Genomic DNA, 13,920 nt, shown 5'->3' on the forward strand with positions numbered 1-13,920 from the left:
CATTTATTTATTCAGGCCACACCGGAATACCACCAATGCTGATATTATCTCCAACTTGTTCGATCTCCAACTGATTCAATTGAATCGCCTGATTCATACGTTCCACACCTTCGAAGCGGAAGCTTCCAGGTGTATCATAACCGCCTACAATCTTCGGAGCGATAAACATCAGCAGTCGATCGACCAACCTTGCCTCCAGCATGGCTCCATTCAAGGTACCTCCACCTTCAAGCAAAATTGAACCAATGTCACGCTCACCCAACTTGCTAAGTCCGTTTAACAGATCCACACGTGGTCCAGGACCACAGCGTATAATTTCGACGCCGTAGGCTTCCAAACGTTCAGCAGCTTCAGGACTGGCTTCGTCTGTTGTTAGCACCCATGTTGGAGCAAGACCATCCTTAACCATTTTGGCACCTACTGGAAGACGTAACTTTGAATCCACCACAATGCGCACCGGACTAATGCCTTCGACTTGCAAACGGGTTGTAAGTTCCGGATTATCGGCAATCACTGTGTCCACGCCAACCATAATTCCCTGGTGACGATGACGAAGGGCATGCACAATCTCACGAGCAGGCTCGTTCGAGATCCACTTGCTGTCTCCGCTGCGAGTAGCAATTTTCCCATCCAAAGTTGTAGCTGTCTTCAGTGTCACAAAAGGTAGACCCGTTGTAATAAATTTAATGAATTTTTCATTCATGCGTCTTCCACGCTCACGCAGTACGCCAACTTCAACTTCAATGCCTTGTTGACGAAGCATGCTTATGCCTCTGCCGGATACTTGCGGATTTGGATCTTCACAACATACCACAACACGTTTCACCTTTTCATGAATCAGGCGTTCACTACAAGGTGGCGTCTTGCCATAATGACTACAAGGCTCAAGTGTAACGTATACCGTACTTCCTTCTGCATCACTGCCTGCCATGTTAAGTGCATGCACCTCTGCATGACCGGTTCCACGTTTCAGATGGCTCCCCAGGCCTACAATACGACCTTCTTTCACAACTACACATCCAACGACCGGATTGATCCCCGTCTGTCCCTGTGCTCGTTCCGCCATATCCAATGCCAGTGCCATATAAAATTCATCATTGATCATTTCCAAATCCGTTCACCCCGCGGTTTAAAGTCTTGTTTATTAAAAAATCCCCGTCGAACAATCAGTTCGATGGGGATGATGAGAGACAAATGTCAACAGCAGGAGTTAAATGGATACAGCACGCCAACACTTTGCCCAAAACTTCATTTCGGGCAAGTGAAAATAGACACATACCTTAATGAACATCAATTACAGGAAAGAGCTTTTAAAGTGCGGCATATGTATGGAACTGTCCGGCGTAACCGGATCTCCCTGCACAGTGCAAGACATCACACATCGTGACCGTGCAGCAATACTCCTGCTGAATGCAAACCTGTTAGGTCTGCACCTCTCCTTCTCCCATCCAGACTATACTGTCGGTTCTGGAATTACACCAGATCAGCCATCTGCCAATGGCAGACAGGTCACGGACTTTGCATCAAGTGCTGGACAAATAGGTCCTTACACTTCCTGCATCACCGCCGGTAGGGAATTGCACCCTGCCCTGAAGGATTGCTTTCGTTATTACTTGGATGTTAGCACTTTAATGCCAAAAAATCAATTGTTTTTTGTTCCTTTTTGTCACATACTAACTTTTAATAAGCTAAGAAACAACAAAAACCGCTTCCTCTCAGGAGGTACGGTTTTTGCTTGGAGGCACATTCTCACATCCATCGTATCATTCTACATATCAGGAAAACACCAGCTCGCCATATGCTTTAATTCTTTGGCATTATGAAATGGAATGCGGTCAGGTTCTTGCAGGGGCGAAGTCGGAAGCGAGAACTCTCGTGCGACCCTTCTGACCCAACTTGTGGAATCAATCCCAATAGCCGAGCATTTCCAGCGTCCATTCGCTCTCGGTCGAAACGTCCCATGCAAATCTGCTTTTCCCGGCATCTCTGGAAAGACACCATCCAGATATTCGACGATGACGCGTTTGTCTCTGACTTCATGACAATATACTGTCACCCATACACCTTCCCGGACCCGAACAGCATACACATCGCCAGACTGTACCTCCCCGGTACCTGCATCAGGAGATGCCTTTGGCACTTTTCCGCGAACACTTCTCTTCTTCTCCAATGCACCTAAGATCGTGTCCTTTACAGCTGGACTCTCATCAGGCTTATCCGCAAGAGATATATTATTGAGATCAAACTCATGAAATATCTTGTTCAGGTTGTTCTCATTAATTCCGACAGATGAATCCCACCACGCCAGAGGGGCCTGCACTTCAACCCGCACATTGGGGCGTGCGTCACGTTGCATATAAGAGGTAAATTCCGTGATCATACCAGGATGCTCCGGCGTATCCAGTATGCCAATCAGAGCTAACGTCTCAAGCAAATCACGGTAGACATATTCCTTCTGTGTAGGCAAAAGACGTTCCTTCTTGAGCGCTACTGCTGCCTTGCTGTAACGTGTTTTGGGAGGTAACTCGCGCAGCACCGTTAACACCGCACGGAATGTCCAGCGGTCGTATTCATTGGGTATTGGAATCTCCTTCGCGGTAGCCAGTTCTCGAAGTGCCAACACGCTTCCAAAAGGATCACCGTCCAACGGGGTTCCATTGGTCATCCTCCAATACCATTGCAGCGTCGTGTCGATTGCTTGATCTACACTTAATCCGCAGATCTTACAAGTGTTCGAAGATGGATATGGCGTATGTTCATGACTTGGCATACTGCTCGCAATAAGCTTGCTTGTAAGCAACGAGCGCCAAATCATGGGTGCTGACCACAAAGAGGATACAAAGGCCTGCGCTGCATCATTGATCGTCCATTGATTTGCAACTTTTTTCAGCTCAGTAATCGTTTCATCATGTTGCGGACGTACAAATCGATTCGGTTCATGCCCGGCTGCCTCAAGCGCTTCTCGATCCTTTACGGATAGACTATCCGGAACGACATGCCGCGATGCCTGCAGTTCTTCATTCCACAACGTGCGCTCACTATAAATTTGTTTTAACAAGCTTAGCTGAGTAACCATATCCAAGGTTTTATTCATCCTTTCTAATCATCGATTTCAAGTATGTAAAAAAATAAAAAAAGTGCTTCTTTAAAAGAAGCACTTCATGATTGGATCCAGTTAAGGTGAAGGTATTAAGCTTCTACAACTTCAACAGTTTCCATTTTGTCTTTACCTTCCAAAGCGTCCACGAACTCCATACCTTTAGTTACTTTACCAAATACAGTATGTTGTCCATCCAAATGTGGTTGCGGTTGGTAGCAGATGTAGAACTGGCTTCCACCTGTGTTACGGCCAGCATGTGCCATAGCAAGTGTTCCGCGCTCATGTTTGTTTGGGTTGATTTCACAGTTGATTGTGTAACCTGGGCCACCTGCACCGGAACCGTTAGGGCATCCGCCTTGAGCTACAAAGCCCGGAATAACGCGGTGGAATGTAAGACCATTGTAGAAACCGGAGTTAGCCAGTTTCTCAAAGTTTGCTACTGTGTTTGGAGCTTCTTGATCGAACAGATCGATCAAAACTTCTCCGCCGTTTGCCAATTTAATTTTCGCTTGTTTCGCCATATGTAAATGACTCCTTTCGTATTGACCATCGTTAATGGTACCAGAACGCATGACCCTGGGCCAAGCATTACAGCACTTTTCTTAGTGTACACCGAAAATGTCTGGATCGCAAAAAAAACGACAACTTTTTTCATGATTTAGCTCAAATACGCAAAAAGCAGACGAAAAAGGAAGGTTCCTTTTCATCTGCTTCAACTGCAAAATCCCTATATCTTGAATAATGCAGAACCGCATTATCTTTTGACGAATTAGCGAGTCACTGGCTGTTTGCCAATACGTGCAGGTACCAGGTCATTCTGGATGATATCTTGATACGTCTCACGGCGTACCACGACATCTCCTTGACCGTCTTTGACAAATACAACGGCCGGACGACGAATCCGGTTGTAGTTGCTCGCCATGGAGTAGTTATACGCGCCTGTGCAAGCTACAGCGAGCAGATCGCCGCTTTCCACTTTTGGCAGGTCCAGATCCCAGATCAACATATCGCCACTCTCGCAGCATTTACCCGCAACAGATACCGTTTCCTGAGCAGCCTCATTTGCACGATTGGCAAGCACAGCTTCGTACTTGGATTCATACAAAGCAGGACGTGGGTTATCAGTCATACCACCATCCACGGCAACGTATTTACGCACACCTGGAATGTCTTTGCTTGTTCCAACAGTATACAGCGTTGTTCCCGCTTCACCCACGATGCTGCGGCCTGGTTCAACCCAGATCTCAGGTACGGCATAGCCGATTTGAGCAAAATGATTTTTAACGGCATCTGTAATAGCCTTCACGTATTGCGCAACTTCAAGCGGCGTATCTCCATCGATATAACGGATTCCGAATCCACCACCAAGGTTAACCACTTTGAAAGCAACATTAAGACGCTCATATACACTTGCTGCAAATTCAGCAACACGTTGAACAGCCATCTGGAAGCCTTCAACTTCGAAGATCTGGGAACCAATGTGGGAATGCACACCGAGCAATACCAGGTTGGACTGCTTGGAAGCCAAGTCAATCGCTTCAAATGCTGTACCATTGCCGATATCGAATCCAAATTTCGAATCCGTTTGACCTGTGGAAATATATTCATGCGTATGTGCCTCAACACCAGGCGTCACACGAAGCAAAATGTTCACTTTACGATTTTTGTCCGCTGCTACAGCCTGCAACAGATGCAATTCATTGAAGTTATCAACAACAAAACATCCAATCTCCGCATCAAGAGCCATTTCGATCTCTTCCAACGTTTTGTTGTTACCGTGGAAGTGAATGCGCTCAGCCGGGAATCCTGCTTGCAGTGCAGTAAACAGTTCACCGTCAGATACAACATCCAGGGAAAGTCCTTCTTCTGCTGCAAGGGCACACATCGCCATTACACAGAATGCTTTACTTGCGTAAGCAACCTGGAAGCCCAGTCCGGAAGCACGGAATGCTTCCATGTACTCTCTGCAACGCTCGCGAACCAATTGCTCGTCCACAACATACAGGGGAGTTCCAAATTGTTCTTTCAGATCTGTTGCATCAACTCCGCCAATCTCCAGATGTCCTTGCGCATTTATTTTACTTGTACCATGTAAATACATAATCTGCATTCCTCACTTTTTATATACTGGAACAATTGATATTCCAATGATTTTACACCAGTATATCAAATTAGACAGCGAGATGAATGGATTTTTCGGAAGATCATTTGTGTTTTTTACTTTTTCGCAGTTCCCCGTCCGGATCATCGGACATTTTGGTGTTATCACGGGTTTTATTAAATGATGGACGTTTTTTATTTTCCAGCAACGGTAGCCGGAATAAAAAATTGCCCAGGGCTTTTGCATTAAACGGTATAAAAGGCCAGAGATACGAAGAATTGTACGACCGGTGAACGGTAAGCGCCAATATGAGCAATGTACAGCCCACGACCAATCCCGGAACCTTGAATATCGCTACTGCAATGAGCAGAACTAACCTGACCAACCTGTTGGCAAGACCCAGCTCGTAACTCGGCGTAGCAAACATACCGATGGCTGCGATAGCCATATAGAGTACAACTTCATTGACAAAATATCCTGTTTTGACGGCGATATCCCCGACTAGAATTGCCGCGATCAAGCCCATAGCCGATGCCAGAGGTGTAGGCGTATGGACCGCTGCCATCCGTAATAAATCGACGCCCAGTTCGATCAATAGAAATTGTAGAATCAGCGGTAGCTTTACATTTTCCTGCGGACCAATGAAGTCGAGTCCCATCGGTTTAATCGAAGGGTCAATAACCATGAGAAGCCATAGTGGTAGCAAAAACAACGATATGAGAATCCCTGCAAAACGCACCCATCTTAAATACGTCCCCATCAATGCCGTCTGTCTGTTTTCCTCCGCATGTTCACACAGATCGAAGAAGGTCGTAGGCAAAATCATCACACTTGGGGAAGTGTCTACAAAAATGACAACTCTCCCTTCCAGTAAATGGGAAGCTGTAACATCTGGTCGTTCCGAATAACGAACGAGCGGGAACGGATTCCAACCCTTGTTGATAATCGCTTCCTCTAGCTGCTTGTCGGCTGCGGGAATACCATCGATATCCACTCGCTGTATTTTTTCACGAACGGAATCTACCTGCACTTTATCCACAATATCGTCAATATACACCACACAGACATCGGTTTGTGTTCTCCGCCCCACCTGCATAATTTCGAATTTCAGTCCTGGGTCGCGTATTCTGCGGCGCACCAGGGTTACATTGGTCAGGAGCGTTTCGGTAAAGCCGTCTCTGGAACCTCGGACTACCCTTTCCAATGAAGGTTCTTCGGGTGAACGTACCGGATAACTCCGGGTATCCATAATTAAGACCGAGCGGTCCCCTTCAACGAACATTGCGCTCATCCCGGTAAGAACCTTGTTGATGACCGCACTCATCTTGTCGACTTTTTCCACCTGAATATGGGGAATGTAACATTCAAAATAGGATTTGAGAGCATGTCCGGACACGTCATCTGGCGTGAGATAGGTCAGTCTTTTCAATACTTCAAGCAAAATCTCATCCTTGGCAAAGCCCGTGATCATCAGCAATCCAACGTGCTTGCCCCCCAGGACCATTTCCCTCATATTAACGTCGAACGATTCTCCAAGCCCCAGTACCTGTTGCAGCGTATATTTGTTCTCACTCATGCGTGGGGAGATATCATCGTTTTCCTGCCAATATTGTACGGATTCCTCAATGCTGTCGGACATCTCATTTTGTTTTTTCTTATTGTACGCTTTCTCCTCTTCTTCCTTCTGAATCTCATAAGCAGACTTGTGTAACATCTCTTCCGTTATACCTTCACTATTTTCCTGGCCTGTGTGCTCCGTTCGTTCATCCATCTTCCATCCTCCTATGGCCACGAGTTACCGCTGATATATGAAAAAATCAAACAGGGAACCTGTCATTTTGCCCAAAATCATGGCGAGCAGTAATCCAAACAAATAAGGTTTCATGCCCAATCGTTTGGCTAATACGGGCAGTACATTGAGTACCTCAGTGAGCGCCGCGGCCAGCAGGCCGATGAACACGCCACAGAACAAACCAACAATCGGGCTGAGCAGCAGCACCCCATGCATTTTCCAGTGCCAGAAGTCCGCCACGGTCCCGAGCAGTGAACCACCTATTAGCGCCCCTTCGTACCAGTGAGTCCTGTCATACGATTGCGTAAGTTGAGCCAACCTTGGGATCATATCGAGCACCAGAATGAGCGCAATTACGCCGCTCCCTACGGCAATTCCCCCTGCAATACCCAATACAATGCTGATTGCTCCATTAAGAACGCTCATCCGCATTCATCTCCCTGCGTTCCTGCTCATGCATCCGTTCGCTCTCTTCAATCACCACATATTTATCTACATTTTGCTGGTATAGAAACATCTCCACTTCTAGCGGGGTAGGTTCCTCATTCCACTTTTTCTTGAACAAATGATTAAAAAATACTGCCATTCCGAATCCAATGCCAATGGAATACGCCACTTGGAACAAATAGGGATGTTCGTCCCGATGCCCAGTAAGCATCTCCACAATACGAATCTGTACTTCCTGCATGTTCACATCGGCATGAAAATTCATGATGGTTAAGGCTGATCCAAAGAACAGCAGCAGCCAAACCAGAATGAATAGGGACCTGGAAGGTTGACCATTTCCCGCAATGACTTCAACCAACGTATGACCTGATCCCATCAGTTCCACAGTTACCTCCGGCAAGATGTGCCGAATTCGGGGAATAATCTGCAATATATCAATGAGGATCAGATTGCCATCCTCCGGTCCAGGGCGCAGCAGTTCAAGCTCCAGTAGCCTGCCCTCCTGGTCTTCAGAAGAGGTCAGTACATGTGCAATGTCTCCAAGCTTGACTGCTCTGCCCCTCTGGATGCGAATACGGCTGCGCAGACGAATATAGACCATTGGAGTGGGTGTCTGGGACATCCAAAGCACTCCTTTACTGCGTAATTTAGGTTAGTATTTGAAGAATGTGCAAATTTATTACAAACGGGTTGGAAAAAGATCGGGAGGTTGTGCTAGTGCTGCGGGATGGATCGGTCATTGGTCGCTGTTATCCCCGGATTTCTTGAACTCTCCTTTTCAAGGAGAAATCCGGTGCTAAAGGCGAACGCTTCGCTCCTTTTGACCGATTCCATCCCTCCGCTGCCCATCGTCCTCCCGTTTCCAAACGTTTGAAATAAATATGCTGGGGAGGTGGCAGGAAGGGAATTAAAAGTGGGGATATTCGCTTTGTTTCTCTAACAACAAATAACCTCCCTCGCCATAACGCGCGATAGAAGGTTGTTAGTTGTCGTATATTGGTACATAAGCGCCAATATTGTTGTTGCACTCCACAAAATCACTGCGCGATCTGGTCGCGGATGGATTGCAGTATTTTTTTCTCCAGACGTGATACCTGTACCTGAGATATTCCCAGCCTGCTGGCAACCTCGGATTGGGTCTGATCCCGGTAATACCGAAGATAAACGATTAACCGCTCCCGCTCACTGAGACCACCGATGGCTTCGTTCAGCGCCAGCTTGTCAAACCAACGTTCCTGAGACTCGTCGGCAATCTGATCCATTAACGTAATAGGATCACCGTCATTCTCGAATACCGTCTCATGGATGGAGGTCGGTGGTTTGTTCGCTTCCTGGGCAAATACGACTTCCTCCGGGGTTACCCCCAGCTCTGCGGCAACTTCCTTAATCGTTGGTAAACGATCCAGATGTTTGGACAGTTCGTCCCTTTTTTTGCGGACTTTATTCGCCATCTCTTTCAGTGAACGACTGACCTTCAGGGTACCGTCATCCCGCAGGAATCGCTGGATTTCTCCAATGATCATCGGTACCGCGTAGGTTGAGAACTTCACGTCATAACTGAGATCGAATTTGTCCACTGACTTGAGCAGACCGATACAACCAATCTGGAACAGATCTTCCGGATCATATCCCCTGTTCATAAAACGCTGTACGACGGACCAGACGAGTCTGATGTTGCAGTTCACCAGCGTATCCCGTGAGACATGGTCACCCGACTGACTGAGCGCAATCAGCCGTTTGACCTCGGCATCGTCCAAATAGGTCTGTGAAGATGGTTTCACTTCAGCATCCATAAGAACACCAACCCCTAATTATACAATGCTTTCTTGGATTCAATCCTTTTTTTCATCTTGATGGAGGTGCCTCTGCCGGGCTCACTGCTGACTTCGAATTCATCCATAAAGTTTTCCATAATGGTGAAGCCCATGCCCGATCGCTCAAGTTCGGGTTTGGACGTATATAGCGGCTGCTTGGCCAGTTCAAGATCTTCGATTCCTTCACCGCGGTCTTCCACAATAATGGTGATCATGTCTTCCCGAATCTCGGCCTGGATGGACACAACACCCTCGGAGTTATTGTTGTATCCGTGGATGATACTGTTGGTCACGGCTTCCGAAATGACCGTCTTCAGGTCACTGAGCTCGTCCATCGTTGGATCAAGCTGGGAGATAAATGCAGCAACGGTTACCCGTGCAAACGATTCATTCTCTGACTTGGCCGCGAATTGCAGATTCATGAAATTTGTCCCTGTTCCTTCATTCATGAGACGACCTCCAGACCTGAGAGAGCAGTTCCCTCATTTTCGTATATCGGCATAATCTTGAACAGACCCGACATTTCCAGCAAACGGTACACTGGCGAATTGACGTCACAGACCACCATCTTGCCACCTTTATTCTTAATGAGCTTGTATCTTCCCAAAATGACACCCAGACCTGAACTGTCCATAAATTGCAGATCTTTCAGGCTGAGTACCAGATGCTCGCTTTGTCTCCGCTGGATAGCTTCATCCATTTGCATCCGTACCATGTCAGCTGTATGGTGATCCAGCTCCCCGGATAATCGTACAATCAGAATCCCGCGATGGTGTTCCATTTCCACATGCAAGTTCACGTTTGCTCACTCTCCTCCCTGTCTTAGAACAAGGATTTCTACGCTTCCGAAGGCTTTTCCTGCCCCCCGACAAAACTAGAAGAAAACCCCTATTTAACTACAAAATATGTTCGAAGGATACGTGCAACTCGCAGAAATCGCCGTTTAGTCAAACAGGTTGGACGTTGTCCGCTTGAACAGCTTCCACCAGCCAGCCTTATTCACATCCTGCGGAGCCTGAATGTCGAACTCCTTAATCACGTCATTGCCCTGGTAGACCACCAGTTTACCAATACTTTGCCCGGCTTTGATCGGAGCTTTCAATTCTTTGGCAACCAGCAATTCATGCCGGATGTCATTGGATTTGGCTCCTTTGCGCATCAGCACACTATAATTTTGCGTGGCATTCAGAGGCAACTCGGTAACTTCACCTTTTTCGATCTTCAGACTACCCAGCAGATCCCCTGCCTTGTAGAGCGCCTTCATCGTATATTGACTGAACGCATAGTCAAACATCGAAGATACTTCGCTGTTCCGTGTTTTGGTATTTGGTTCACCGAGTACCACGGAAACGACACGCAGTCCATCTTTGGACGCTGTTGCAGACAAGCAGAATTTCGCTTCGGAGGTATAACCTGTTTTCAAACCGTCTGCCCCTTGATAAAAACGAACCAGCTTGTTTGTGTTCACTAGCCAAAATGGCTTTTCCGAATCTTTGCGAAGATAATCCTGATATGCACCAGTGTACTTTGTAATCCCGGAATGCTTCAGCAGTTCACGGCTCATGACAGCAATGTCATGAGCAGACGAATAATGATTATCGACCGGCAGACCGTTACAGTTGGCAAAATGAGTATCCTTCATGCCAAGCTCCTTCGCACGCTCATTCATCAGCTGTACAAAAGCTTCTTCCGAGCCAGCAATCTTCTCGGCCATAGCAACAGAGGCATCATTGCCTGATGCCATGGCAATCCCTTTTAACATATCATCGACCGTCATTTCTTCCCCAGGCTCCAGAAAGATCTGCGAACCGCCCATGGAAGCTGCATATTCGCTCGTTCTTACTTTGTCCGTCAGCTTCAGTTTGCCCGAGTCGATCGCTTCGATCGTAAGCAGCATTGTCATAATTTTTGTAATGCTCGCCGGAGGCAGTTGATCATGACTGTTTTTCTCATAAATGACCGTTCCCGTATCTGCATCCATTAAGATCGCAGAGCGCGCCGACGGGGCCAGATCAGTTCCTCCTGCTGCCTTCGGTTTTTCTTCAGCCAATGCTGTTGATGCCATAAGGGACAGCAGAATACAAAGGGTCATGAACGATGCCATTATTCTTTTCTTCACAAGGTTACCTCCTCAAATGACTTGCTTACTGCATGTTCCATGCATGTACTGCTAATCATTGTCGGCCCGTTTCCAGTAAATTATTCCATGTAAAGCATGATTTCCCGAACTTTTATTGAAAATGTGGTCAAAGCAAAAAAACGCACTGCATTCAACGAATGAGTAACCGTACGTTTATCACAACAAAAAAAGGTTACCCCCGATGATTTCTCATCTAAAGAGGTAACCCTATCTACTCAAATCTTGCTTACATTTGTGGAATAACCGCCAATACCAGCGCCAGGAACGACTCACGAACACGTTCCGTCGTTTCCATCACCTCATCATGTGACAGCGGCTGGTCCAGAATTCCGGCAGCCATGTTGCTGATACAGGAAATACCGAGTACTTCCAGACCTGCGTGGCGTGCCACGATCACTTCAGATACAGTGGACATGCCCACTGCGTCTGCGCCCAATGTACGCAGCATTCTGATCTCTGCTGGTGTCTCATAGTTCGGACCGAGCATACCTGCGTATACCCCTTCACGTACGTTAAAACCTTGTGAAGCGGCCGTATCCTTCGCCAGCGCACGCAAACGGCGGCTATATGCTTCGGACAGATCCGGGAAACGCACGCCCAGTGCAGCGTCATTTGGTCCGATCAGTGGATTTTTGCCTGTGAGATTTAAGTGATCAGAGATCAGCATCAAGTCTCCAGCTTCATACGACGTATTCACGCCGCCCGCAGCATTGGTTACAAGCAGGCTGCTTACACCCAGTTCTTTCATAACCCGTACAGGGAAAGCTGTCAATTCCGGACCATATCCTTCGTACATGTGGAAACGGCCTTTCATCATCACAACTGGACGACCTTTAATGGTTCCAACCAATAGTTCACCTTCATGTCCTTCTACTGTGGACACTGGAAAATGAGGAATATCCTGATAAGCAATACTTACGCCATCTTCAATCAGTTCTGCCAGTACGCCAAGACCCGAACCCAAAATCAAACCGACTTCCGGCTTGATGGAGCTTTTGCTTTGAATATAAGATGCTGCTTCCGAAATCATTTGTTGGTTTAATGCTGTCATGCGATGTATGTTCCTCCTTGAGTTGAAACGATCCGTCTTATGTATAACGGCGTTTGGATGTATTCAATTTATTTTATCCTAAATCGGCCCAATGTTCCGCATTTATTTGTGAATGCCATGCGTCAAAATCTATCTTGCCCTCGGATGATGGGTTTCATAGATTTCTTTCATGGTTTTGCGTCCATGATTGCCATATTGTTGTCCAGGCTGCTCCACGTGACCCAGCATGTCTTGAACCGCACGTGTATCCGCCCCATTGGCAATCAGGTGTGCCGCAAAGGAATGACGCAGTGTATGCGGCGTAATTTCTTCCGAGATTCCTGCGTCCACCGCCGCTTTTTTGAGCAGCTTCCAGAAGCCCTGCCGGGTTAAACGTCTCCCAGATACATTCACGAAAAGTGCCTGCTCGTCCGAATCGGTTTTGAGCAACTTGTTGCGGAATTCCTCCACATATACACTTGCCCAATGTGCAGCTGGCGCACCGATGGGAAGGATACGTTCCTTGCCCGCCCCACCGCATCGTATAAAACGCATGCCTGGCTGTACATCCCGAATGTCAAGGGCAATCAGTTCCGAGACCCGAATGCCTGTGGCATATAACAGTTCAAGCATCGCTCGATCTCTCACACCCTGCGGTGAACGAATATCAGGCGCTGTCAGCAGTTGTTCGATCTCTTGGATACTTAACACCTGTGGTGGCGTCTTGTCCGCCTTGGGAGCTTCCACATCAAACGTAGGGTCCTGTATAATATCACCCCGCCGCAGCAAAAAATGAAAGTAGGAGCGCAGAGATACGATGCTGCGGGCAATGGTTGCATTGGCACGTCCTGCCTGTTTGAGCTGACCTGCAAACAGGACGACATGTGTGCGTCTGACCTGATCGGCTTCGCGTATGCCATATTCCTTATCAGCAAATTCAATGAACTTGTCCACGTCTCGGAGATACGATTCAAGCGTGCTGCTCGACATCCCTTTATCATCTTCCAAGTATAAGGCATAGGCGTGTATCGTCTGTTTCATGTACAACGCTCCTCAACTGACAGATCTGCCGCTCTGGCAGACTGCTCCCGTATTTGCATCCCTGGCTGTTCGAAGCTACTCCCCGTACCAATAGAACAAACGGAGACGCTCTGCCATCGTAGGACGTCCTTCTCCATTACCCGGCCAATCCGTTTCCTGAAATACTTTGATTGCATTGCCAGTTGGCATCTGATACTGATCCACAGGTGAGATCCAGCCATTAAAAAGATCCAGAACATGATAGAACAGATAAACTAATGCGGCAAAAACTATGATAAATCGAATAAAACGGAGCCCTCTCCGCACTGATATAATCATGGGCGCGTCCCCTCCTGATTCGAATCCGGTATTGTCCTTGAATCAGGGTATGTCCATTAACACAGGTTTATGCCATTCGGGGGAAACTCCAGATCATGTCCGGTGCCAAAAAAGCTCTCCCGTCAAAACCGCCGGTG

14 protein-coding genes and 1 riboswitch are annotated in these 13,920 nt (G+C 47.3%); all 14 genes read right to left on the reverse strand.

Annotation, left to right across the window (positions count from 1 at the left end; translation table 11 throughout):
- Positions 1–7 precede the first annotated feature (7 nt).
- The 14 genes from ribD to NST33_RS20265 all read right to left on the reverse strand — a co-directional run bounded on the left by ribD (position 8) and on the right by NST33_RS20265 (position 13,783).
- Positions 8–1,111: a bifunctional diaminohydroxyphosphoribosylaminopyrimidine deaminase/5-amino-6-(5-phosphoribosylamino)uracil reductase RibD gene (ribD, locus tag NST33_RS20200; RefSeq protein ID WP_036607842.1), complete on the reverse strand. Its 1,104-nt coding sequence runs from the start codon at positions 1,109–1,111 to the stop codon at positions 8–10.
- Positions 1,112–1,432: 321 nt separating this feature from the next.
- Positions 1,433–1,601, reverse strand: a riboswitch (FMN riboswitch).
- A 167-nt stretch (positions 1,602–1,768) separates the two neighbouring features.
- On the reverse strand, positions 1,769–3,094 hold the full coding sequence (locus NST33_RS20205) for a hypothetical protein (protein ID WP_221822081.1): 1,326 nt from the start codon (positions 3,092–3,094) through the stop codon (positions 1,769–1,771).
- Between the two features lie 95 nt (positions 3,095–3,189).
- On the reverse strand, positions 3,190–3,621 hold the full coding sequence (locus NST33_RS20210) for a peptidylprolyl isomerase (protein ID WP_017687646.1): 432 nt from the start codon (positions 3,619–3,621) through the stop codon (positions 3,190–3,192).
- A gap of 248 nt (positions 3,622–3,869) precedes the next feature.
- Positions 3,870–5,201, reverse strand: coding sequence for a diaminopimelate decarboxylase (gene lysA / locus NST33_RS20215; RefSeq protein ID WP_017687645.1), 1,332 nt, complete (start codon positions 5,199–5,201; stop codon positions 3,870–3,872).
- A 103-nt stretch (positions 5,202–5,304) separates the two neighbouring features.
- Positions 5,305–6,972: a spore germination protein gene (locus NST33_RS20220; RefSeq protein ID WP_221822084.1), complete on the reverse strand. Its 1,668-nt coding sequence runs from the start codon at positions 6,970–6,972 to the stop codon at positions 5,305–5,307.
- A gap of 24 nt (positions 6,973–6,996) precedes the next feature.
- Entirely contained in the window at positions 6,997–7,425 is a 429-nt protein-coding gene (locus NST33_RS20225) for a stage V sporulation protein AB (RefSeq protein ID WP_221822086.1), read from the reverse strand.
- Positions 7,406–8,062, reverse strand: a complete 657-nt coding sequence (locus tag NST33_RS20230) for a stage V sporulation protein AA (protein WP_339304832.1) — start codon at positions 8,060–8,062, stop codon at positions 7,406–7,408. The genes NST33_RS20225 and NST33_RS20230 overlap by 20 nt, the downstream gene beginning before the upstream one ends.
- A 415-nt stretch (positions 8,063–8,477) precedes the next feature.
- Entirely contained in the window at positions 8,478–9,233 is a 756-nt protein-coding gene (gene sigF / locus NST33_RS20235) for an RNA polymerase sporulation sigma factor SigF (RefSeq protein WP_036607856.1), read from the reverse strand.
- Between the two features lie 14 nt (positions 9,234–9,247).
- Positions 9,248–9,703, reverse strand: a complete 456-nt coding sequence (gene spoIIAB / locus NST33_RS20240) for an anti-sigma F factor (protein ID WP_036672324.1) — start codon at positions 9,701–9,703, stop codon at positions 9,248–9,250.
- Positions 9,700–10,053, reverse strand: a complete 354-nt coding sequence (spoIIAA, locus tag NST33_RS20245) for an anti-sigma F factor antagonist (RefSeq protein ID WP_017687636.1) — start codon at positions 10,051–10,053, stop codon at positions 9,700–9,702. Before spoIIAA ends, spoIIAB begins: the two co-directional genes overlap by 4 nt.
- A 144-nt stretch (positions 10,054–10,197) precedes the next feature.
- Positions 10,198–11,319 (reverse strand): D-alanyl-D-alanine carboxypeptidase family protein, encoded by a 1,122-nt coding sequence (locus NST33_RS20250; RefSeq protein ID WP_339308732.1) that lies wholly within the window; start codon positions 11,317–11,319, stop codon positions 10,198–10,200.
- Positions 11,320–11,620: 301 nt separating this feature from the next.
- Entirely contained in the window at positions 11,621–12,445 is an 825-nt protein-coding gene (locus NST33_RS20255; protein ID WP_091018093.1) for a purine-nucleoside phosphorylase, read from the reverse strand.
- Between the two features lie 129 nt (positions 12,446–12,574).
- Complete coding sequence (locus NST33_RS20260; protein ID WP_339304835.1) at positions 12,575–13,465, reverse strand: tyrosine recombinase; 891 nt, start codon at positions 13,463–13,465, stop codon at positions 12,575–12,577.
- A 75-nt stretch (positions 13,466–13,540) separates the two neighbouring features.
- Positions 13,541–13,783 carry a DUF4227 family protein gene (locus tag NST33_RS20265; protein ID WP_076215836.1) on the reverse strand — a complete coding sequence of 81 codons (243 nt, stop codon included), beginning with the start codon at positions 13,781–13,783 and terminating at the stop codon, positions 13,541–13,543.
- Between the last annotated feature and the right edge of the window lie 137 nt (positions 13,784–13,920).

Origin of the sequence: Paenibacillus sp. FSL L8-0435 (assembly GCF_037965655.1) — a bacterium.
Lineage (GTDB): Bacteria > Bacillota > Bacilli > Paenibacillales > Paenibacillaceae > Paenibacillus.

Excerpts from the sequence above, each read along its gene's own strand:
- sigF (WP_036607856.1), bottom strand. The coding sequence starts at position 9,233 with ATGGATGCTGAAGTGAAACCATCTTCACAGACCTATTTGGACGATGCC.
- NST33_RS20250 (WP_339308732.1), bottom strand. The coding sequence starts at position 11,319 with ATGGCATCAACAGCATTGGCTGAAGAAAAACCGAAGGCAGCAGGAGGA.
- NST33_RS20265 (WP_076215836.1), bottom strand. The coding sequence starts at position 13,783 with ATGATTATATCAGTGCGGAGAGGGCTCCGTTTTATTCGATTTATCATA.
- NST33_RS20225 (WP_221822086.1), bottom strand. The coding sequence starts at position 7,425 with ATGCGGATGAGCGTTCTTAATGGAGCAATCAGCATTGTATTGGGTATT.
- NST33_RS20255 (WP_091018093.1), bottom strand. The coding sequence starts at position 12,445 with ATGACAGCATTAAACCAACAAATGATTTCGGAAGCAGCATCTTATATT.
- NST33_RS20260 (WP_339304835.1), bottom strand. The coding sequence starts at position 13,465 with ATGAAACAGACGATACACGCCTATGCCTTATACTTGGAAGATGATAAA.
- NST33_RS20205 (WP_221822081.1), bottom strand. The coding sequence starts at position 3,094 with ATGAATAAAACCTTGGATATGGTTACTCAGCTAAGCTTGTTAAAACAA.
- NST33_RS20230 (WP_339304832.1), bottom strand. The coding sequence starts at position 8,062 with ATGTCCCAGACACCCACTCCAATGGTCTATATTCGTCTGCGCAGCCGT.
- spoIIAB (WP_036672324.1), bottom strand. The coding sequence starts at position 9,703 with ATGAATGAAGGAACAGGGACAAATTTCATGAATCTGCAATTCGCGGCC.
- NST33_RS20210 (WP_017687646.1), bottom strand. The coding sequence starts at position 3,621 with ATGGCGAAACAAGCGAAAATTAAATTGGCAAACGGCGGAGAAGTTTTG.
- lysA (WP_017687645.1), bottom strand. The coding sequence starts at position 5,201 with ATGTATTTACATGGTACAAGTAAAATAAATGCGCAAGGACATCTGGAG.
- NST33_RS20220 (WP_221822084.1), bottom strand. The coding sequence starts at position 6,972 with ATGGATGAACGAACGGAGCACACAGGCCAGGAAAATAGTGAAGGTATA.